General features: G+C 69.1%; 14 protein-coding genes. 10 read left to right on the plus strand and 4 right to left on the minus strand.

The features are described 5' to 3' along the window. Positions 1-96 precede the first annotated feature (96 nt). Positions 97-600 (minus strand): hypothetical protein, encoded by a 504-nt coding sequence (locus RUU78_RS22350; protein WP_313919972.1) that lies wholly within the window; start codon positions 598-600, stop codon positions 97-99. 208 nt (positions 601-808) lie between these two features. Between RUU78_RS22350 and RUU78_RS22355 the strand changes: the two genes are divergently transcribed. The 6 genes from RUU78_RS22355 to RUU78_RS22380 all read left to right on the plus strand — a co-directional run bounded on the left by RUU78_RS22355 (position 809) and on the right by RUU78_RS22380 (position 8,364). Then, positions 809-1,807 (plus strand): MoxR family ATPase, encoded by a 999-nt coding sequence (locus RUU78_RS22355; protein WP_313919973.1) that lies wholly within the window; start codon positions 809-811, stop codon positions 1,805-1,807. A 69-nt stretch (positions 1,808-1,876) separates the two neighbouring features. Then, positions 1,877-2,773, plus strand: a complete 897-nt coding sequence (locus tag RUU78_RS22360) for a DUF58 domain-containing protein (protein WP_313919974.1) — start codon at positions 1,877-1,879, stop codon at positions 2,771-2,773. Further along, the gene (locus tag RUU78_RS22365; protein WP_313919975.1) at positions 2,770-3,939 is read left to right on the plus strand and encodes a BatA domain-containing protein; all 1,170 of its coding nucleotides are present in this window, start codon (positions 2,770-2,772) and stop codon (positions 3,937-3,939) included. Before RUU78_RS22360 ends, RUU78_RS22365 begins: the two co-directional genes overlap by 4 nt. Further along, a complete protein-coding gene (locus RUU78_RS22370) occupies positions 3,936-6,080 on the plus strand; it encodes a hypothetical protein (RefSeq protein WP_313919976.1) in 2,145 nt (714 codons plus the stop codon). The genes RUU78_RS22365 and RUU78_RS22370 overlap by 4 nt, the downstream gene beginning before the upstream one ends. Continuing rightward, positions 6,077-7,795, plus strand: a complete 1,719-nt coding sequence (locus RUU78_RS22375) for a hypothetical protein (protein WP_313919977.1) — start codon at positions 6,077-6,079, stop codon at positions 7,793-7,795. Before RUU78_RS22370 ends, RUU78_RS22375 begins: the two co-directional genes overlap by 4 nt. Positions 7,796-7,950: 155 nt before the next feature. Continuing rightward, entirely contained in the window at positions 7,951-8,364 is a 414-nt protein-coding gene (locus RUU78_RS22380; protein WP_313919978.1) for a hypothetical protein, read from the plus strand. Positions 8,365-8,379: 15 nt separating this feature from the next. On the opposite strand, the gene RUU78_RS22385 is transcribed toward RUU78_RS22380, so the two are convergent. Beyond that, on the minus strand, positions 8,380-10,506 hold the full coding sequence (locus RUU78_RS22385; RefSeq protein WP_313919979.1) for a phospholipase C, phosphocholine-specific: 2,127 nt from the start codon (positions 10,504-10,506) through the stop codon (positions 8,380-8,382). 238 nt (positions 10,507-10,744) lie between these two features. After that, entirely contained in the window at positions 10,745-11,137 is a 393-nt protein-coding gene (locus RUU78_RS22390) for an MAPEG family protein (RefSeq protein WP_313919980.1), read from the minus strand. Positions 11,138-11,332: 195 nt separating this feature from the next. Between RUU78_RS22390 and RUU78_RS22395 the strand changes: the two genes are divergently transcribed. Next, the gene (locus RUU78_RS22395; RefSeq protein ID WP_313919981.1) at positions 11,333-12,763 is read left to right on the plus strand and encodes a M28 family peptidase; all 1,431 of its coding nucleotides are present in this window, start codon (positions 11,333-11,335) and stop codon (positions 12,761-12,763) included. 39 nt (positions 12,764-12,802) lie between these two features. After that, the gene (locus RUU78_RS22400) at positions 12,803-13,285 is read left to right on the plus strand and encodes a GreA/GreB family elongation factor (RefSeq protein ID WP_313919982.1); all 483 of its coding nucleotides are present in this window, start codon (positions 12,803-12,805) and stop codon (positions 13,283-13,285) included. A 133-nt stretch (positions 13,286-13,418) separates the two neighbouring features. On the opposite strand, the gene RUU78_RS22405 is transcribed toward RUU78_RS22400, so the two are convergent. Continuing rightward, the gene (locus RUU78_RS22405) at positions 13,419-14,981 is read right to left on the minus strand and encodes a VCBS repeat-containing protein (protein WP_313919983.1); all 1,563 of its coding nucleotides are present in this window, start codon (positions 14,979-14,981) and stop codon (positions 13,419-13,421) included. A gap of 218 nt (positions 14,982-15,199) precedes the next feature. Here RUU78_RS22405 and RUU78_RS22410 point away from each other — a divergent pair, with 218 nt between their 5' ends. Further along, complete coding sequence (locus RUU78_RS22410; protein ID WP_313919984.1) at positions 15,200-16,189, plus strand: bifunctional helix-turn-helix transcriptional regulator/GNAT family N-acetyltransferase; 990 nt, start codon at positions 15,200-15,202, stop codon at positions 16,187-16,189. Between the two features lie 254 nt (positions 16,190-16,443). Further along, positions 16,444-18,723, plus strand: coding sequence for a hypothetical protein (locus tag RUU78_RS22415; protein WP_313919985.1), 2,280 nt, complete (start codon positions 16,444-16,446; stop codon positions 18,721-18,723). Positions 18,724-18,931 lie beyond the last annotated feature (208 nt).

Below are 18,931 nucleotides of genomic sequence, written 5' to 3' on the forward strand. Positions count from 1 at the left end.
CAACAAGCGCTGGCTGGCCGAGGACAACACGAAGTTCGCGGTCAACATCGTGACCTATGCGCTGACTGCGTAAGGGCTAGCCTGCTGACCTCGCGTTCAATCGTAGGGATAGCTGAAGTCACGCCAGTCGCAGAACAGCGTGCCCGATTCCACCGACTGCCGGATGGCGTCGGGCTTGCGCGCATCGGCCGGAAACGCACTGACCTCCAGCGTCGTGGGATCGACCTGCCGGATCGCGACCGCGAAAGCGACCATGTGCAGCACACTGTCCATGCGCAGCGCGAGCCAGGTTTCCCCGGCCGCCGTCGTGCCCCTTTCCAGGCGTTGCCGGATGGTCGGCGACACCGACACCAGGCCGCCGCTGCCGGACGGCATCGAGCCGGAGCTCCTGATCGTCGCAGGCGTGCACGCGCTGGCCTTCTGTTCAAGGCGGGCGATGGTTTCCTCGACCGTGCCGGGAACAGCGATGCGCACGACCTTGCGTTCTTTCTGCCGAATCGACGCGACGATCTCATCGGTCGGCCGGTTGGACATGCTGGCGCACGACGTCAGCGCCAAGGCGCTCAACGCAACGACGACACTACGTGGGACAAACGCCATCGGGAATCCTCGGAGTAGAACGGCAGGACGGCGAGTTTAGCGATCACCGATGCGGCGCGGCGCCTTCTTCGCCAACGGATTCCCGGCCGCAGTCGCTACGCCGTGTCGACGCCCTTACCTATGGCAGTCCTTCCGGCGCCGGAGTTCGTTCGAGAATGGCCGCTGTATCGCTCCATCAGATCATCAACGATTTCCGGGTATCTACCGCATGAGCACGCCGCTTACCGAACAATCGCTGCAATCGCAGCTCGACCGTCTGCAGGCGCTGCGCGAAGCCATCGCCACGGCCATCGTCGGCCAGCACGCGGTCGTCGAACAGTTGCTGACGGCGCTGCTCGCGGGCGGCCACTGCCTGCTCGAAGGCGTACCGGGACTCGGCAAGACCCTGCTCGTGCGCAGTCTCGGCCAGGCGCTGCACCTGGATTTCCACCGCATCCAATTCACGCCGGACCTCATGCCGAGCGACATCCTCGGCACCGAGATCCTCGAGGAGGACCACGGCACCGGCCGGCGCCATTTCAAGTTCCAGCGCGGCCCGGTGTTCACGAACCTGCTGCTGGCCGATGAACTCAACCGCACGCCGCCGAAGACCCAGGCCGCGCTGCTCGAGGCGATGCAGGAACGCACGGTGAGCTATGCCGGCGTCACGCATGAGCTGCCGCAGCCGTTCTTCGTGCTCGCGACGCAGAATCCGCTGGAACAGGCTGGCACCTATCCGCTGCCCGAAGCGCAGCTCGACCGCTTCCTGCTGCACGTCCGCGTCGACTATCCGGACGAACAGGAAGAGCGCGCAATCCTGCTGCAGACGACGGGCCAGGCCACGGCATCGGTCAAGGCCGTCATGATTGGCGAGGAACTCATTGCGCTGCAGCGCCTTGTGCGCGATGTCTCGGTCGGTGACGACGTGCTGACCTGGATCACGCGCCTCGTGCGCGCGACGCGGCCGCAAACCTCCACGTTGACGCCCGTGCGCGAATGGGTGCGCTGGGGCGCAGGCCCGCGCGCAGGGCAATCGCTGGTGCTTGCCTGCAAGGCGCGCGCACTGCTGCACGGCCGGCTCGCGGCGACGCGCGAGGACGTGCGTGCGCTGGCCGCGCCGGTGATGCGCCACCGCCTGCTGCTGTCGTTCGTCGCCGAAGCCGAACGGCGCAGCGCCGACGATGTGGTCGCCGCGGTACTGGACGGCGTGGAATTTCCGCGCGGATGAAAGCGTCGGAAATGGAACCGGGCCGTTGCATCCTTCTATCCACGAGGCTCGCCTCTCGGCAGGCGCTGCATGTCTGAAGAACTCATAACGCCCGCGCTGCGCGCACGTCTGCGCGACCTGCGCCTCGTGCCGCGCCGGGCGGCCGGCGCGCACGGGCTGGGCCAGCACAGCAGCCGCAGCCGCGGCGTCGGGCTCGAGTTTGCGCAGTACCGCGCGTATGCGCCCGGCGACGAGCCGCGCCGCGTCGACTGGAAACTGTACGCACGCTCCGACCGCTATTTCGTGCGCGAGTCCGAGCGCGACTCGCCGCTGGATCTGTGGGTACTCGTGGACACGACCGCATCGATGGCGCAGTCAGACGAAGCGGCGCCGGCGCATACACGATTGCATGCGGCGCGCACGCTGGCCGCCTGTGCGATCGAGCTCGCGCTGCGCCAGGGCGACCGCTTCGGCGTCGCCGCGCTGTCGACGCAGCCACTGTCGCTGGTCACCGCCGACGGCGGACCGCGCCAGCGCGACCGCTGCATGCAGGAACTGCTGCGCTGGCAGGCGCAGGGCCGCTGGCCAGATCCCGCGCAGTTGCTGCCGCTGTGGGAGCGCGTCGCGCCGGCCTCGCTCGTGCTGCTGCTGACCGACGCGTTCGACGACGCTGCGATCGCGCTGGCCGAACGCCTGGCCGCAGCGCGGCGCGAAGTCGTGCTGATCCAGCTGCTGACCGCGGAGGAACGCGATTTCCCGTTCCGCGACAGCCGCCGCTTCGTCGATGCGGAGACCGGCGACGAGGTGCTGGCCGACGGTCCCTCCGCGCGCAGCGCGTATCTGCAGGCACTCGCGAACGCGCAGCAGACCTTGCGTTCGCGCCTGGCCGCGAGCGGCATCCGCCTGGCCTGCCACTATCTCGACGAGCCGGTCGACGTCGCATTGCGCGAGCTGTTCGGCACGCGGCCGGGCGCCGAGTCCGCATGAGCGTCGGCCTGCTGCTGCCGCTGGGACTGTCGGCGCTGCTCGCGCTCGTCATTCCCGTGCTACTGCATCTGCACCGCCGGCAGCAGCGCAAGACCACGCCATTCGCCGCGCTGCGCTGGATCCGCGGTCCGGCACGGCCGCGCCGCCGTCTGCGCCTGGAGCAGTGGCCCCTGTTGCTGCTGCGACTGGTGCTGCTCGTCGCGCTCGCACTGCTGCTGGCCGAGCCGGTCTGGCGCGGCGAACGCGCGGCATCCGGCGACTGGGTCGTCGTCGTGCCCGGCGTCGACGCGGCGCAGGCGCGCGCGCAGCTCGCGCTGCCGATGGCGCACTGGCACTGGCTGCTGCCGGATTTCCCGGCACTGTCCGCGCGTACGCCGGCTGGCGACGACGCGGTCGGCGTCGCCAGCCTGCTGCGCGAACTCGACAGCGAGCTGCCGGCCGGCGTCGCGCTGCACGTTCTCGCGCCGCCGCTGCTGCAGGGCCTCGACGGCGGCAGCGTGCGCCTGAGCCGCGCGGTCGACTGGCAGATCGTCAACAGCGCACCCGCCGCACCGGTGCCGCCGCCAGCCCCGCCGCCGCTGGGTATTTCGCTGCGCCAGCGCGATGACGCGGCTGCGGCCAGGTATCTGCAGGCGGCCGTCGCCGCCGGCAACCGCGGCGGGACCGAGCGCTATCGCCTCACCGTGGATGCGCCCGACGCAGCACTCGATGCGACGACGGCCGTGGTGTTCTGGCTCGCCGGCGAGCCCACGCCGGCGCTGCTGCGCTGGGTCGAGGACGGGGGCACCGCGCTGCTCGACACCGCCACGCCCGATCAGTCCACACAAGGTCCGGCCGAGGTACTCGCGCGCGACTCGCGCAACGCACCGCTGCTGCGCGCCCAGTCACGCGGCCGCGGCCGCCTGCTGAGCTTCGCCGCGCCGCTGCAGCCGCAGGCGCTGCCGCTGCTGCTGGATTCCACGTTTGCAACTCTTCTCTTGTCGCATCTGCAGCCCGCAGCGCCGCCGCCCGATCGCGCCGCCGCGGCGGCCGTCGCACCACTGACTGGCGCTGTACGCGCGGATGCGGCGCCGCGCCCGTTCGCATCCTGGCTGCTGCTGGTCGTCGCGCTGCTGGCGCTGGCCGAACGCGCGCTGTCGTTGCACAGCGCAAGGCGTCGGACATGAGCGGCGCGCTGCTGGCCGGACTGCGTCCCGTGCAGCAGCGTCGCCGCGCGATCGGCCTCGCCCTGTTGCTGCCACCGGCGCTGGCGCTGGCCTGGCTGGCGCGGCAGCGGATCGGCGACGGCGCTGCGCTGCTCGTGCTGGCCGCGGCCGCAATTGCCTATGGCGCGTGGCTGCTGCAGGAACGCCGCCGCTGCGACCTGCGCTGGTATGCGCGTGCGCTGAACGCGGCCGACCGGCGCTTCGACGACAGCGCCGAACTGCTGCTCGCCGACAGCGCCGCGCTGCCGGCGCTCGCGCAGTTGCAGCAGCACCGCCTGCAGACACGCCTGGCCGAGCAGGCGCCCGATCTGCGTCCAGCCTGGCCGGCGCTTGCGCTGGCCGGCAGCGCGGCACTGGCCGGCGTAATCCTGCTGCTGAGCCTGTGGTCGCCGCATCCGGTAACGACGCCGGTGCCGCCACCGAGCGCACCCGGGATAACCGCTGCGACGCCGGTACGCCTCGTGTCGGGCCGCCTCGACAGTACGCCGCCGCGCTATACCGGCATCGCGCCGAGCCAGGGCGACACGCTCGACGCGCGCGTGCCCGAAGGTACGCTGCTGCGCTGGCAGCTCGACCTGCAGCCGCCGCCGCGCGCCGCGCGCCTGCGTTTCCACGACGGCCGCACGCTGGAACTCGCCCGCGAAGGCGCGCAGTGGAGCGCCAGCCGCACGCTCGCAACGGCGGCGCTGTACCGCATCGAAATCGATGCGGAGGCACCGCTCGCCGAAGCGCGCCGCTATCGCCTCGAAGTCGTCGCCGACGCGCCGCCGCAGATCCGCGTCGATGCGCCCGACAAGACGTTGAGCCTGCGCGAGAGCACGCAGAACGCCTGGGATTTCGATATCCGCGCGAGCGACGACTACGGGCTCGGCGAGGCCACGCTGGAGATCGTGCGTGCCAAAGGCAACGGCGAGAACATCAGCGTGAAACAGGATACCCAGCGCCTGCGCGGTGAGGGCAGCGCGCGCGAACGGCGCTACCGTCATCGCATCGACTTGCAGGCATTGGAACTGTCTCCCGGCGACGAAGTCATCGTGCGCTTCGAGGTCGCCGACAACCGTGCGCCGCAGGCGCAGCGCAGCCGCAGCGCGAGCTACATCCTGCGCCTGCCGCCGCCGCTGGCCGACGACGGCGTCGGCATGGACGGGCTCGTGCGCACGACCCTGCCGGCGTATTTCCGCAGCCAGCGCCAGCTCATCATCGACACCGAGGCGCTGATCGCGGAGCGGCCGACACTCAACGAGGATCGCTTTGTCGCGAAGTCCGACGCGCTCGGCGTGGAGCAGAAGATCCTGCGTCTGCGCTACGGCCAGTTCCTCGGCGAAGAATTCGAAAGCGGCGGCGCGCATGACGCACCGGCGTCGGCGAGGAAGGACCCGAAGGACGGCGATGACGAACATGCCGACGAACATGCCGACGAAGCCGGCGACCACGCGCACGACGAGGCCGCGCCCGCCGCGCCGAAGCGCTTCGGCGACGCCGGCAACGTGCTCGCCGAATTCGGCCATACCCATGACCACACCGAAGCCGCGACGCTGCTCGATCCGGACACCAAGCGCATCCTGCGGGCCGCGCTCGAGGCGATGTGGCAGTCCGAGCTGCATCTGCGCAGCGGCCGGCCGCAGCAGGCGCTGCCTTATGAATACACCGCGCTGGAGCAGATCAAGCTGGTGCAGCAGGCGACGCGCATCTACCTCGCGCGCGTCGGTCTCGAACTGCCGCCGGTGGACGAAGCGCGCCGTCTCAGCGGCGAGCGCGCCGGACTGCGCGACGGCGCGAATGCCGCGGTCGCGGCGAGCGCGCCGGATGCGGATCTGGATGCGGTCTGGCAGGACCTGCGCACCGGCGCCGCGCCGGACTGGGCGCGCTGGGATGCCTGGCAACAGCGCCGCGGCATGCAGTCCGCCGATTCGCTGGACCTTGCCGCCGCGGCCGACAGCCTGCGCCGCGCCCCTTCCTGCCAGCCTTGCCTGCACGATCTGCGCGAGCGCCTCTGGCCGCTGCTGCCACGCGCGAGCGCCGCTTCCGCCGGCCGCCCGGCGGCCGATGCCGCCGGCCGCGCCTATCTCGATGCGCTGCAGGCCGCGGAGCCGCGACCATGAGCACGACGCTGGCCATCGTGCTGATCCTGCTCGCCGCCGCCGCACTGGGTCTTGCGGAGAGCGCGCGCCTGAACGGCTGGCGCCGGCTGCTCGGCCTGGCCGCAGCCGTGGCTGCCCCGGCGTTGCTGTACTTCGTTGTTTTTCCACCTTTGCACGAAGCGCCGGACCACACGCTGCAGGTGCTCACGCCAGGCGCCACAGCGCCACCCGCGCCGGACACGGCGGGCTTGCGCACGGTCGCGCTGCCGGGCAGTGCCGCCCCGACCGGCGTGGAGCGCGTGCCGGATCTCGCGACCGCGCTGCGTCGGCATGGCGATACGACGGTACTGCGCGTTCTCGGCGACGGCCTCGACGCAGCCGACCGCGACGCGGTGCGCGGCCTCGCGCTGCGGTTCGACGCGCCGCCGCTGCCGCGCGGCGTGATCGCGCTCGACGTGCCGACCGATATCCGCGCCGGGCACCCGTTCGCGCTCGGCGGACAGGTCGGACAGGCGCAAGGCCTGCAACTCGTCCTGCGCGAGCCCGGTGGCGCCCTCCAGGGACCGCTGGCGCTCGATGCCGACGGCCACTTCGGCTTTACGCTGTTCGCCGCGCGCGCGGCGGAGCTGAGCTACGAACTCCGGCTGCTCGCCGCCGACGGCAGCGAGCTGCAGCGACTGGCCGTGCCGGTGCAGGTGCGCGACGGCGCGGCGCTGCGCCTGTTGCTGCTGTCCGGCGGTCCCGATGCGGACCTGAAATACCTGCAACGCTGGGCGCTCGACGCCGGCCATACGGTCGATGCGCGCATCAGCCTGAGCCGCGGCGTTGCGCAGCAGCGCGGCGACACCAGCCTGTCCGCCGCAGCCCTGGCCGCTACCGATATCGCCATCGTCGACGAACGCGCCTGGAACGCGCTCGACAAGGCCGCCCGCGCACGCCTGCTCGCTGCCGCCGACGCGGGCATGGGCCTGCTACTGCGCCTGGTCGCAACGCCCACGGCGGCGCAGACCGCTGAATGGCGCGGCCTGGGTATCGATCTGGACAATGTCGACATAGCCACAACGCTGCACCTGGCCGGCGAGACCCGTCAGGGTGCGACAGCGGCATTGCAGCGTCTGCCGCTGATCGCCAAGGGCGATGCGCTGATCGCGGTCGCACGCGCGGCCGACGGCGATGCCTTCGCCGTCGCGCGCAACCGCGGCCAGGGCCGCATCGGTGCGTGGTGGCTGCAGGGCAGCCATACACTCGTCACCAGCGGCCAGGGCGCACTGCACGACGCGCTGTGGGCCGGCGCGCTCGACACGCTCGCGCGGCCTCGCCAGGCCGTGCTTCCGGTGCCGCCGGCGCTGTCGTGGCAGTTCGAGCGCACCGCGCTGTGTGCGCGTGAAGCGACCTTCCGCGTCACCGCACCGAGCGGTGCAGTGACCGAAGTCGCAACGCGCGGCGCCGGCGACGCACGCTGGTGCGGCGGCTACTGGCCGCGCGAGACCGGCTGGCACACCCTGCAGGCCGGCGAAGCCGTCACGCGCTTCTTCGTGCGCGCTGCGGCCGATGCGTCGACCCTGTACCAGGCGCAGACCAGCGCCGCGACGCGCGCGCTGGCCGGTGCAGGCCCCGCCCACGCACCGGCTCGCGCTCTGCGTCCCGGCGCACGCTGGCCGTGGTTCCTGGCCTGGCTGCTGCCGGCAAGCCTACTGTGGTGGCTGCAGCGTACACGGCGTCCGCGCATAGCCTGAGCCGGCACGCGTCGTGCAAGCCTGTGCAGTTCTGCCACGTACGCGCGCAGTGCGATTTCCGTGACCGTGGCCACGCGACCTGCTCAGCCCGGCTTGACGCAGGACGTAAACGCGTTAACTTCGATGATGAAAACCGGCTCCGGGGGGGACGCTCGATGCACGCACTGTTTGCCGTCGCACTGGCACTGAACCTGGGTGCGCCCGGCGCGACCTACAAATGCCGTGACCTGCAGGGCAACTGGACCGCGCAGGCGTGCATCACGGCCGCGCCGCTGCGCGAATCGGACTACATCCGCCAGCAGCGCGTGCGGCAGGCCGTCGCACGCCAGCGCCGCGAGGTCCGCGACCGCCTGTCGATGTACTGCTTCCGCCTCGACACCAAGGGCTCGCTGTATGACTGCGTCGACCACCAGATGCTGGCGTACGACGTGATCAACTCGCTCGCCAGGCAACTCGGGCCGGTTTCGCCCGAGAGCGCGCGGCTCTCGGGCTGCATGGTCAGCAACCTCGACGCGCGCAGCCAGGCCACGGATTACCGACGCACGATGGAATGCTATTTCGCGCGCTGACCGCGGACGGACGCGTCACACCGCCGGCTCAAACCCATCGACGAACAGCGATTCGCGACGCGCGCCGAACGCCGGATCGCTGACACCGGGCAGACCGTTTTCCAGATGCCCCGCCAGGCGCCGCAGCCAGCGCGCGTCGTGGTCGCTGGTCAGCGTGAAGTCGTACCAGCGTTGCTGCGCGTCGAGTTCCCAGGTGATGTCGACGCTGCCGCCGGCGGCGAGATCGAACGACTGCGCGGGCTGGCTGCTGTAGCGGTTCGCCTGCAACGTCACGCGACACGCCGTGCTGCCGTCATTGCGCAGCCGCAGCACGAGCGCGAGGTGGTCGGCATCGTGCAGCGCGACGAGCTCGGGATTCGCGCCAGCGAGCGCGACGGCGAGATCGCCGCCGAAGCTGCGCAGGAATCCGTTCGGACCGTGGACGTGCAGATCGTAGATACCGGCCGTGACGCTCTGGGCGCTCCAGTAGTCCGACAGCTGGGTCGCGCTCTCGAGCGAATAGAACCACGGCCCGTCGCTGCGGTTGTCCGCATAGACGTTGAGGCCGGCACCGGCCGCGCCGTCGTTGAAGAAATCGAGCCAATAGCGTCCCGTCGCGAAGTCGGTGCGGCCGTTGACGCTTAGCGCGTACGGCAGCGCGCGCGCCGGTCGCGAGCCGGGTTCCTGCGCGGGCAGCGCGCTCGTCGCCGGCGGCGCAGCCGGGGCGAGCTGGCAGGATGCGTCCGCGTTGGCGATGAAGGTGCGGGTATCGGGGAGGCTCGGCCAGGCCGGATCGGCGACGCTGAAATCCAGCGTCGAGGTCAGATCGCCGGTCATCGCGCGGCGCCAGGCGCCGATGTTGGGTTCGTGCACGCCGAAGCGCGCCTCGAGGAAGCGGATCACCGAGGTGTGGTCGAATACCTGCGAATTGACCCAGCCGCCGCGGCTCCAGGGCGAGACGACGAGGCTCGGCACGCGGATGCCCAGGCCCACTGGCACGCCGTTGTGGCTTTCGCTGGCCGTCGCGACCGTGCTCAGGCCCAGGTTTGCGTTCAGCGCCGGCACGTGCGACGGCGCGTGATCGAAGAAGCCGCCGTTCTCATCGTAGGTGATCAGGAATACGGTCCTGGACCAGACTGCCGGATTTGCCGCGAGCGCGGCGAGCAGTTGCGCGGCGAGCGCCTCGCCATAGGCCGGCGCGGCCTGCGGATGTTCACACATGGAAAACGGTGCAACGAGCCAGGAAACCTGCGGCAAGGTGCCGTTGCTCACGTCGTTGCGGAACTGCTCGATCAGCGGCTGTCCCAGCGTGTCATAGGCGTTCGCCGCATTGGAACCCGGCGCGTAGTCGCGGCCGCGACGGTACAGCGGCGACGAGGTCGGAATGCCGCGGAAATTGCGGAAATAGGCCAGCGAGTTGTCGCCGTAGTTGTCGTATTCCTGATAGACCTTCCAGCTCACGCCGGCCTGTTCCAGGCGCTCGGCGTAGGTCATCCAGTCGAAGGCGTTGAACGCGGCGTTGTCGCGCGTCATGTCCGCGGTCCAGTTCCCGTCGTCGACGTTGTTGACGGCATGGTTGCCGGGCCGGCTCACGGCCAGGCCGCTGGTGCCCGTGAACAGGTGCATGCGGTTCGGGTTGGTCGGGCCGTGCACCGAACAGAACCACGCATCGCAGACGGTGAAGGCATCGGCCAGCGCGTAGTAGAACGGCAGGTCGGTGCGCGTGAAGTGGCCCATGCACATCGGCCCCTTCTCACGCACCCAGTGATCGAAATTCTTCCAGCGCGCGTGATTGCCCTTCCAGTCATGGTTGATGTCGTCCATGCACTGGGCGCTGCTGAGCTGGGTGTCGAGGCGGAACGGCAGCACGTCGCCGCCGCCGGTGCGCGGCTGCTGCCACACGCTCGCACCACCGGGCAGCCGGATCGTGCGCGGATCGTCGAAGCCGCGCACGCCACGTAGCGCGCCGAAGTAGTGATCGAACGAGCGGTTTTCCTGCATCAGCACAACGACGTGTTCGACATCGTTGATGGTGCCGGTGACGCGCGCGGCCGGCACCGCGAGCGCTTCGCGTATCGCCGGCGGCAGTGCCGCCATGACCGCGGCCGCACCGGCCGATTGCGCCGCCAGGCGCAGGAATTCGCGTCGACTCGTACCCGCCATGTGCTTCGTCCGCAGCCAGGAAAGCCGCGGTGAAGTGCGGCGGCGGGATGCTCGGCGCCGAATGTTGCAGTGCGGTGTAAGCGGATTGAAGGTTTGGATTTTTTGCCGGATGCGGCGCGGTTTCGCCGCATTCGGTATGGACATGATGCGGCGCGGTTTCGCCGCATTTCCGTTTGGACATGATGCGGCGCGATGCCGCCGCATACGGCGCGGAAATATCAGGAGCCGCCGGCTGGCTTTAGCCGATCAGCGCGCGCAGCAGGCCCCAGCAGCCCGCGGCGAACGCGACGAGCGCAGCCGTCGAAGCGATCATGAAGGCCAAGCCGCGCTTGTTTGCGGCTTCCGAGTAGGCCATCGCATACCAGAACCGCGCTGCGACCCAGACCAGGCCGGCGATGCCGGCGATCTGCGGATAGCCGTACTGCGTGCCCAGCCACAGCGCCGGCAGGAACAATACGGTGCTCTCGACCGTATTCATCTGCATGCGGAACACGCGCTCGAAGTTCTCGTTGCCCGTCGTCGCCGGCGCCTTCACGCCGTAGCGCGCGCGCGCGCCGCCTACCAGCCAGGTCACGAAGATCAGCAGCAGCACGGTGAGTACAACGACGACGGCGGGCAGATGGGCGAGCATGGTGTTCTCCAGGGTTCAGGCAGGCGGATGAGGCTGCGACCATAGCAAGCGCACGGCGGTAGCAGCGATGGGGTGCGGTACTTCGGCGGATCGCACTGCTGACCGTCAGTACGCCGCAGTGCGGAATCAGGCCGAGCCGCGCTCCGTCGTCCGTGCTAGCGTCCCGGTCCGGTTTTCCGATCCGAGGACACTTCCATGCGCCGCTTCCCTGCCCTCGCCGGCCTTCTGCTGGCCGCCGCGAGTTCGTCTGCGCTGGCCGCCGGCCAGACCCTGCTGCTCGACATCCGCAGCACCAGCCACGCGCAGGTGGAGGCGTACAAGCGTGCCAAGGGCGTGGACTGGTGGCTGGAACTCGGCGACCAGCTGCTGCTCGCCGGCGACGAAACCGTGTTGCGCGCGCAGTCGCCCGCGCACCGCGAGGCGCGTGCGCTCGGCGCGCTGCGCATAGCCGATCTGGTGTTGCATGCGCGCGGCTGCGGCGACGGCCCGGCACCGGCCGACCTGCGCCTGACGCCGATCGACGGCAGCTATGAACTCATGCGCTGGCCAGCCGACCCGGAGCGCCTCGCGGCGCTGACGAGCCAGCATCCCGAACACATCGGCGCAGCCGAATGGATACGCCTGCAGCCCAATACCGTCGTACTTCGCCAGCACCGGCTCGATCGCGAGGCCGCGCGCGCCGTGCGCGTGGCCGACCCGCTGATCGCCGCCGTGGCCGCGCGCGTCGACGGCCAGCGCTGGTTCGACACGGTTTCGCAACTGACCAGTTGGGACCGCTCCAGCCACAACAGCAGCACCGATCCCGCGTCAGGCCTGTACCTGTCGCGCCAATGGATACGCTCGCAGTTCGAGGCGCTGGGCCTGGAAGCTAGCGAACCCACTTTCACCATGACGCTGTCCGGCAATTCCGCGACACGCCACAACGTCGCCGGGCGCATCACCGGCTGGAAGTATCCGGACCAGTGGATCATCGTCGGCGCGCACTACGATTCGCGCCAGGAAAATGCCGCGCTGCCGACGCCGACGCCCGGTGCCGACGACAACGCCTCAGGCTGCGCCGGCGTGATCGAAGCCGCGCGCGCGCTCGTGCCGTCGCAGCCGGAGAAGACGATGATCTTCATGTGCTACGCCGGTGAGGAACAGGGCCTCTGGGGCAGCACCGCGCATGCCGCCGATCTCGCCACGAGCGGCGATCTGGCCAAGGTCGAAGTCATGGCCAACATGGACATGATCGGCTGGGACAACGGCGCCGGCGGATTCGGCGTGACCCTGTCCACCGCGACCGGCACTTCGCCCGGCGGCAACCTCGCCGCCAACGTCGCGATGCGCGACCGCTTCGCCGACGCCGCGGCCAACTACGTGCCTTCACTCAGCGTGGTCAAGGCGACCAATGCCTGCTGCTCCGACCAGCAACCGTACTTGAACCGCGGCGTACGCGCGGTCTTCAGCATCCACCGCGGCGGAACGGCCTATCCGCACTACCACAAGACCACCGACCTGCCCGCCAACATGAACAACCTCGGCACCTCGCCGACGCTCGGCGGCCATATCGTGCGCATGAACGTCGCGGCGCTGGCGGAGATCGCGGGTGTGACGGACCGGATCTTTGCGGATGATCTGGAATAGGCCTATTGAATTCGCCCAGCCAGGGCCAACGTCGGTTTAATGAGCCGAGCCTTCGTCAAAGAATCCGACCGTATCGAGCCGCTGCCGGAAATTCCGCTCAGCGAGCATCCGAACCACACCACGCTGGCGGGCCTCGCGCGCCAGCAGCAGCGCCTTGCGCAATTGCGCGCGGACAGTGCCGACGGCGTTGCGCTGGAGGACGAGCTCGCACGCGAAACCGCAGCGCGTGAGATGCGCTGGCTCGAGGCGCGCATCGCCAGCGCGATCGTGGTCGATCCGGCGCAGCAGCCGGCGGACAGCGTCGCGTTCGGGGCCAGCGTCGACGTGGTCGATGAACACGGCGTCGAGGCCACCTACCGCATTGTCGGCGAGGATGAGGCCGACGCGGAGCACGGCAGCGTCAGCTGGCTGTCGCCGCTCGCGAAAGCCGTGCTCGGCGCCAAGGTCGGCGAGGAAGTCCTGTGGCGCCGGCCGGCCGGCGATCTGCGGCTGGAGATCGTCGCGATCCGCTACGAGGCCTAACCGGCCGATCCACGGGAAGCCGGACGGCACGGTTCGATCCACTGCACCGCGTGACAGATGAGCGTGATGCGCTGACAAGGCACAGCGCAGGACCATTCGTGGTGAAACGCCGCGAGCAAGTCAGCCACCGCACCTACTGGAAGCCGTTGCGGAATATCCGGTCCGTCCGCAACACGCGACCGCTGCGTTGCTGGCTGCCACGGCCCGTCGCCCAGAGCACGCGCGCGTTCGCGCTGCCCGGCAGGTCCCAGGCGACGACACCGCTCTGTGCGGTGCCGGCAACGAGTTCCAGATCCGCATCCGCATCGAGGTTCGCGAGCGTTGGAGCACCGAGGCCGCCATTCCAGTCCTCGCCGCGCGGCGCCGGCAGATCGAGCTGGTGCAGGCTCTCGCCACGGCAGTTCAGTACGTGCAGGCGGCCGACGAGGTTGTCGCGCTTTTCCGGATAGGACGTGAACATCACTTCCGCGCAGCCGTCGTTGTCGAGATCGGCGACGACGGGTTCGGCGGCGAAGCGGAAGCCCGTGCCAGGCACCGTATACGGCCAGCTGTGCTTCTCGGTCTTGTCGAGCCACCAGGCATGCAGCTTGCCGTCGTAGCTCGCGAACAGGATTTCCTGGCGGCCGTCGCTGTCGAGATCGGCCAGCACCGCGTTGCTGACCGAACTTTCGATGATGCCGAAGTCCTGCGTCAGCGCCGCGCCGCTCGCGCCCTGCGGCGGCAGCACGGTCCAGTCGAAGCCCGAACCGGTCCAGCGCGTGCGGTCGTGACGCAGTATCCACGGCAGGTAGTACAGATCCCCGGCCGGATCGCCGAGTGCGCAGTTGTATACATCGCCGGGTGCCACGAGTTCGAGCGTGCCGTCGCCATCGAGGTCGGCGATGGCCGGCGCCGCATTGGCAAAATTGGGACGATGCTGCACGCCGCAATCGGCGAAGCCGGCGAGGTCGGCGGCCTGGTCCACATGCACGCCGACCTGGGCCCAGGTTTTCGGCTGGCCGCCGGACAGTCCGTAGATCGTGCTGGTGCGGCGCTGGTCGCCGTTGGGGGCGAGCGCGGTGATGTAGTGCGTATCGGTCGGCGCGTAGATTTCCGGCGTGCCGTCGCTGTCGAGATCGCCGACCGCGACATTCTCGTTGTACATGCCCGCGCCGGTGCCGGGTTCTCCGGTACGTCGCGCCGGCCAGCCCGGCCGCACGGTTCCGTCGTGTTCGTAGACGCTGACCTGGCGGTCGCCGCCGCTGCTCGCGCGGCCGACGATGATCTCGAGGTCGCCGTTGTTGTCGAGGTCTTCCAGCGCGAGCGTGCGCACTTCGCCGTTCGCGAACGGGTTCTTCGGCCAGCCGGTCCGGACCGTGCCGTTGCCGGCATAGACGGTCAGCAGGTTGCCGTTGCGGCCGACGACGATCTCCAGCGTGCCGTCGCCGTCGAGATCAGCCAACGCGATCGCCGGCCAGATGCGGCTGGCGGCGGTGACCTGCCATTCGCTCGCGCCCGTCGCGCCGTTGTAGGCGCCGAGGTTCTGCCCGCCCCAGAGCACTTCGGCCTGGCCGTCGCCGTCGATGTCGCCGACCGCCGGCGATGCGTACCAGCCGGTCTGGCAGTTGCCGGCGCTGCAGCCCGCGTAGCTCCATTTCGGTAGCGGCGCGGGCACGGCGGCAGCAGCCGACAGCGGGACCGACGTCAGGAAGACCAAGGCAGCGGCCGCAGCGAAACCGCCGGTTCTGCGGGATGGGCAAACAGTGGCATGCGGCATGGCGGACCTGCTACGAAGACGACGCCACATGATCCGGCGCATTCCTGCGCGCGTAAATGGCGCGGCGCCAGCGGCCTGCCCCCGGCCGTGCAGATGGATCTTGCAGCCACGGGCCCGAGAATTTATGTTAATACTTACGTAACCACAAAGATTCCGCCATGCCATTTCTTGCCGATCTCGGTCTGCTGGCCCTGGGCAGCCGTCTGCGCGCGATCAGCGACCAGCTCTACGCGCTGGCCGACGAGGTCTACCGCCTGCGCGGCCTGCCGCTGCAGGGACGCTGGTTTCCGCTGCTGCGCCTGCTGCACGACCAGGGGCCTCACTCCGTCGGCGACATTGCGGCGCAGATCGGCCAGACCCATTCCGCGGTCAGCCAGCTCGCCGACAAGCTCGTCGCCGGCGGCTGGCTCGCCGTCGTCGACGATCCGGCGGACCGGCGTCGCCGCCGCCTCGGCCTGACCACCCAGGCCAGTGATGCGCTGCGCCAGGTGCGCCCGGCCTGGAAGGCGATCGTGCAGGAACTCGAACAGCGCTGCGCCGCCGCCGACGTCGATGTGCTGCAGGCACTCGCGCGCTTCGAGCGCGTGCTCGGCGACGGACTGGCCGAGGCCATCGCGGCGCGTTGCCAGGCCGGCGACAGCGCGCGTGTGCGCGTGGTCGGCTTCGATCCGGCGCTGCGCGAGCACTTCTATCGCCTCAACGCGGACTGGCTGCGCAAGTATTTCTACCTGGAGGCCATCGACCACCGGGTGCTGTCCGACCCCGAAGGCGAAATCCTCGCGGGCGGCGGCGAGGTGCTGTTCGCGCTGCTCGACGACGAGGTCATCGGCACCTGCGCACTCAAGGTCGAATCGCCCGGCGTGTTCGAACTCACCAAGATGGCCGTCGACGAGACCCACCAGGGCCTCGGTGTCGGACGCCGCCTGCTCGCGCGCGCGATAGAGGTGTTCCAGGAACGCGGCGGCACGACCCTGTTCCTCGAATCCAGCACGCGCCTGACGCCGGCGCTGAAGCTCTACGAGAGCATGGGCTTTGCGCATCAGCCGAACCTGAAACCCGACTCGCACTACAGCCGCTCGGATGTCTACATGATCTGGCGCGCGCCGACCGCGGCCCGGCGAAAGGCGGCGAAACCCGCACGCGCGTGAGCGGCTTTGCTGCAGTTATGCATATGAATCAATGACACCCGCGGCAGTTCTCCGGCACTTGCGCGGGTGCCGGGTGCTAACCGATCGCGCCGCACCGGTAGCGCCGAGCTCGCTTCGACGCGCCCACGGCAGAATCCATGACCCATCAATTTTCTATATTGAACCAAGTAGAAAAAAACTATTTGGAATAATGTGTCTTGTTATCCCGGGAAGGCGTATCGTCCGCCGGCACGATCACCCACGGGAGAACCTCCATGCAGGCCAGATCGCAATCGCAATGGTTTTGTGTTTCCGTCGTTTCGAGCTTCATCGCCGTCTGCGCCAGCCTGTGGTCGATGCAGGCGAGCGCCGGGTCTGAACAGCCCATCGCCTATACCGGCCACGGCGAATTCTTCGACGCTTCCGGCAAACAGATTCCGCTGAGCCTGGAATTCGTGGCGCAGGCACAGGCCTGGTATCGCGCGGAGCTGAGCGCCGGTCTCGATGAACGCAAGGCGTTCGAGTTCGCGCAGTTCGAGAACGAGCTGTTCGATGGCGTACCCGAGAAAGGCCAGACACGTCTCGCGTTCGAGCAGCGCGCGCTCGACTGGCTGTTCGCCCAATCAGGGCCGCACGAAAACGACGATCGCATGCTCGGCAAGTTGCGCGCTCTGGACTTCGCACTGACCTTCACGCTGCCGGACAAGTCGTACGGCGCCCACCGCCAGCGTGGCGACGCCTTCGACCCCGGCCCTGCGCTCATGAAGAAACTGCAGGCAATCCGACTCAGACAGCCCGCGCCATCGCTGAAGACCGCTACGCTCAATTCGGGCCTGGCCTACATCAACGAATGCATCGCCAACAGCGTGCCGATCCCGCCATCCATCGGCGTCATGGACCCGGCCGGCCTGGCCGGCTGGAAGGTGCAAGGCTTCATTCCTCAGGCCCTGCAGTTCATCGTGGGCACGCCGGCGGAACTGCGCACGTACAAGAGCACGTCGCCCGCGGGTATGTGCTACGCCCTGCCCCGCTACACCAACAACGCGATGACGACAGTCATGCTCGACGGCGTCATCTGCCTGAGCCAGGTGACCTCCAAGGTCTGCTTCTGGGATAACCAGATGGGCGGCCTTGGCTTCTCGTTCCCGGCCGGGGCGACGATACCGATCGGGGTACCCAACCTCGTGGTCGATCCGCTGGGCCGCTATCAGGCCGGCGGCAACGAATTGCTGGGCGGCACCGGCGACGTCTGCACCGACTGCCACGCGGGCGAGAATCCCTACATCACGCATCCGAACGCGAATCTCGGTCCGGCCGTATGGAGCACGCTGCCGCTGGCGCCGCAGAACCTGCCGACGTTCGCACCCAACCGCTACGACCCGCTGGTGCCCGCGGCGTGGCCGCAGAACCAGCTGTCGCAGGCGTTTCCGACCGTGCCTACGGTCTGCAGCAGCTGCCATGTCAAGTTCAGCGCCGGGCGCTTCCCGCATCTGTCGAACCAGTTGCCCGGCTATTGCGGCACCGTTCTTCCGGCGGCCATCGCGACGACCATGCCGCAGTTCTCGCCGGGCACCGCGAGCGTCGTGGCCACCGCGTTCAAGAACGCCTACTGCAACGCGCCGCCAGACCCTTCGGCCGGGGATTCGGGTGATCCGCACATCACGACGACCAATGGCGTCAACTACGATTTCCAGGCTGCCGGCGAATTCGTGGTGCTGAAGAACTCCGATACCGGATTTGAAGTTCAGAGCCGCCAGTCACCAGTGCAGACCACCTTCACGCCGCCAGCCAATCCCTATACCGGCCTGGCGAGCTGCGTCAGTCTCAACACCGCGGTCGCCGCACGCGTCGGCACGCATCGCGTCAGCTACCAGCCCCTGCGCGGATCGGCGAACAAGGAAGAGATGCAGGTCCGTATCGACGGCCGCGTCGTACAGCTGCCGGTCACGCCGATCAACCTCGGCGGCGGCAATACCGTGGTTGCATCCGTACCCGGTCCGGGCATGGACCTCCACTTCGCCGACGGCACCGACGTCACCGTCACGCCGCTGTACTGGGCCTCTCAGGGTTACTGGTACCTCGACATCGACGTGCGCAACACGCCAGCGCGCGAAGGCATCGCCGGCCCCGTGCTCGCGGGCGACTGGCTGCCACGCGCGCCGGACGGATCGTCGTTCGGACCGATGCCGGGACCGCTGAGCAACCGGCACGTCGTGCTGAACCAGACTTTCGCCGACGCCTGGCGTGTCACCTCGTCGACGAGCCTGTTCGACTATGCGAGCGGCACCTCGACTGCCAACTTCACCGACCGCAACTGGCCCACGCCGAGCGGCCAGCCCTGCCGCACGCCATTGCTGCCGACGCGGCCGACGCTGACGACCATGCGGCCCGATCTGGCGCGGGAGGTCTGCGTCGGCATCGAGAACGACACGAAGCTCGCGAATTGCCTCTTCGATGTCACCGTGATGGGCGACCGCGACTTTGCCCGCGGCTATTTCCCGCGCGGCGCCACGGGCGGCACCGGCGGCACACCGCGTGAGACGAAGACCGAGTGAAGCAATGGCGCGAGGCACGACGGCGCTGACCGGATTTCCGGATCAGCGCTGCCGTGGCCACACCAGACGGGCGCCAAGCGCCGCAGCGGCAGCGGCAAGAACCTTGCCGCCGTCGGACCGCGACGGTCCAGCGGCGGCCGGGCGTCACTGAGCTGCCGCAGCGAGTCGGCAAGGCCGAGCCGTCTGCTCTATGCGCACAATTGCACTA

It is taken from the genome of Tahibacter sp. (genome assembly GCF_032229445.1).
Classification (GTDB): Bacteria; Pseudomonadota; Gammaproteobacteria; order Xanthomonadales; family Rhodanobacteraceae; genus Tahibacter.

Bases quoted from the DNA above. Each gene is read 5' to 3' on its own strand.
- RUU78_RS22365 (WP_313919975.1), top strand. From the start codon at position 2,770: ATGAGCGTCGGCCTGCTGCTGCCGCTGGGACTGTCGGCGCTGCTCGCG.
- RUU78_RS22375 (WP_313919977.1), top strand. From the start codon at position 6,077: ATGAGCACGACGCTGGCCATCGTGCTGATCCTGCTCGCCGCCGCCGCA.
- RUU78_RS22390 (WP_313919980.1), bottom strand. From the start codon at position 11,137: ATGCTCGCCCATCTGCCCGCCGTCGTCGTTGTACTCACCGTGCTGCTG.
- RUU78_RS22350 (WP_313919972.1), bottom strand. From the start codon at position 600: ATGGCGTTTGTCCCACGTAGTGTCGTCGTTGCGTTGAGCGCCTTGGCG.
- RUU78_RS22415 (WP_313919985.1), top strand. From the start codon at position 16,444: ATGCAGGCCAGATCGCAATCGCAATGGTTTTGTGTTTCCGTCGTTTCG.
- RUU78_RS22400 (WP_313919982.1), top strand. From the start codon at position 12,803: ATGAGCCGAGCCTTCGTCAAAGAATCCGACCGTATCGAGCCGCTGCCG.
- RUU78_RS22360 (WP_313919974.1), top strand. From the start codon at position 1,877: ATGTCTGAAGAACTCATAACGCCCGCGCTGCGCGCACGTCTGCGCGAC.
- RUU78_RS22385 (WP_313919979.1), bottom strand. From the start codon at position 10,506: ATGGCGGGTACGAGTCGACGCGAATTCCTGCGCCTGGCGGCGCAATCG.
- RUU78_RS22355 (WP_313919973.1), top strand. From the start codon at position 809: ATGAGCACGCCGCTTACCGAACAATCGCTGCAATCGCAGCTCGACCGT.
- RUU78_RS22380 (WP_313919978.1), top strand. From the start codon at position 7,951: ATGCACGCACTGTTTGCCGTCGCACTGGCACTGAACCTGGGTGCGCCC.
- RUU78_RS22370 (WP_313919976.1), top strand. From the start codon at position 3,936: ATGAGCGGCGCGCTGCTGGCCGGACTGCGTCCCGTGCAGCAGCGTCGC.
- RUU78_RS22410 (WP_313919984.1), top strand. From the start codon at position 15,200: ATGCCATTTCTTGCCGATCTCGGTCTGCTGGCCCTGGGCAGCCGTCTG.
- RUU78_RS22395 (WP_313919981.1), top strand. From the start codon at position 11,333: ATGCGCCGCTTCCCTGCCCTCGCCGGCCTTCTGCTGGCCGCCGCGAGT.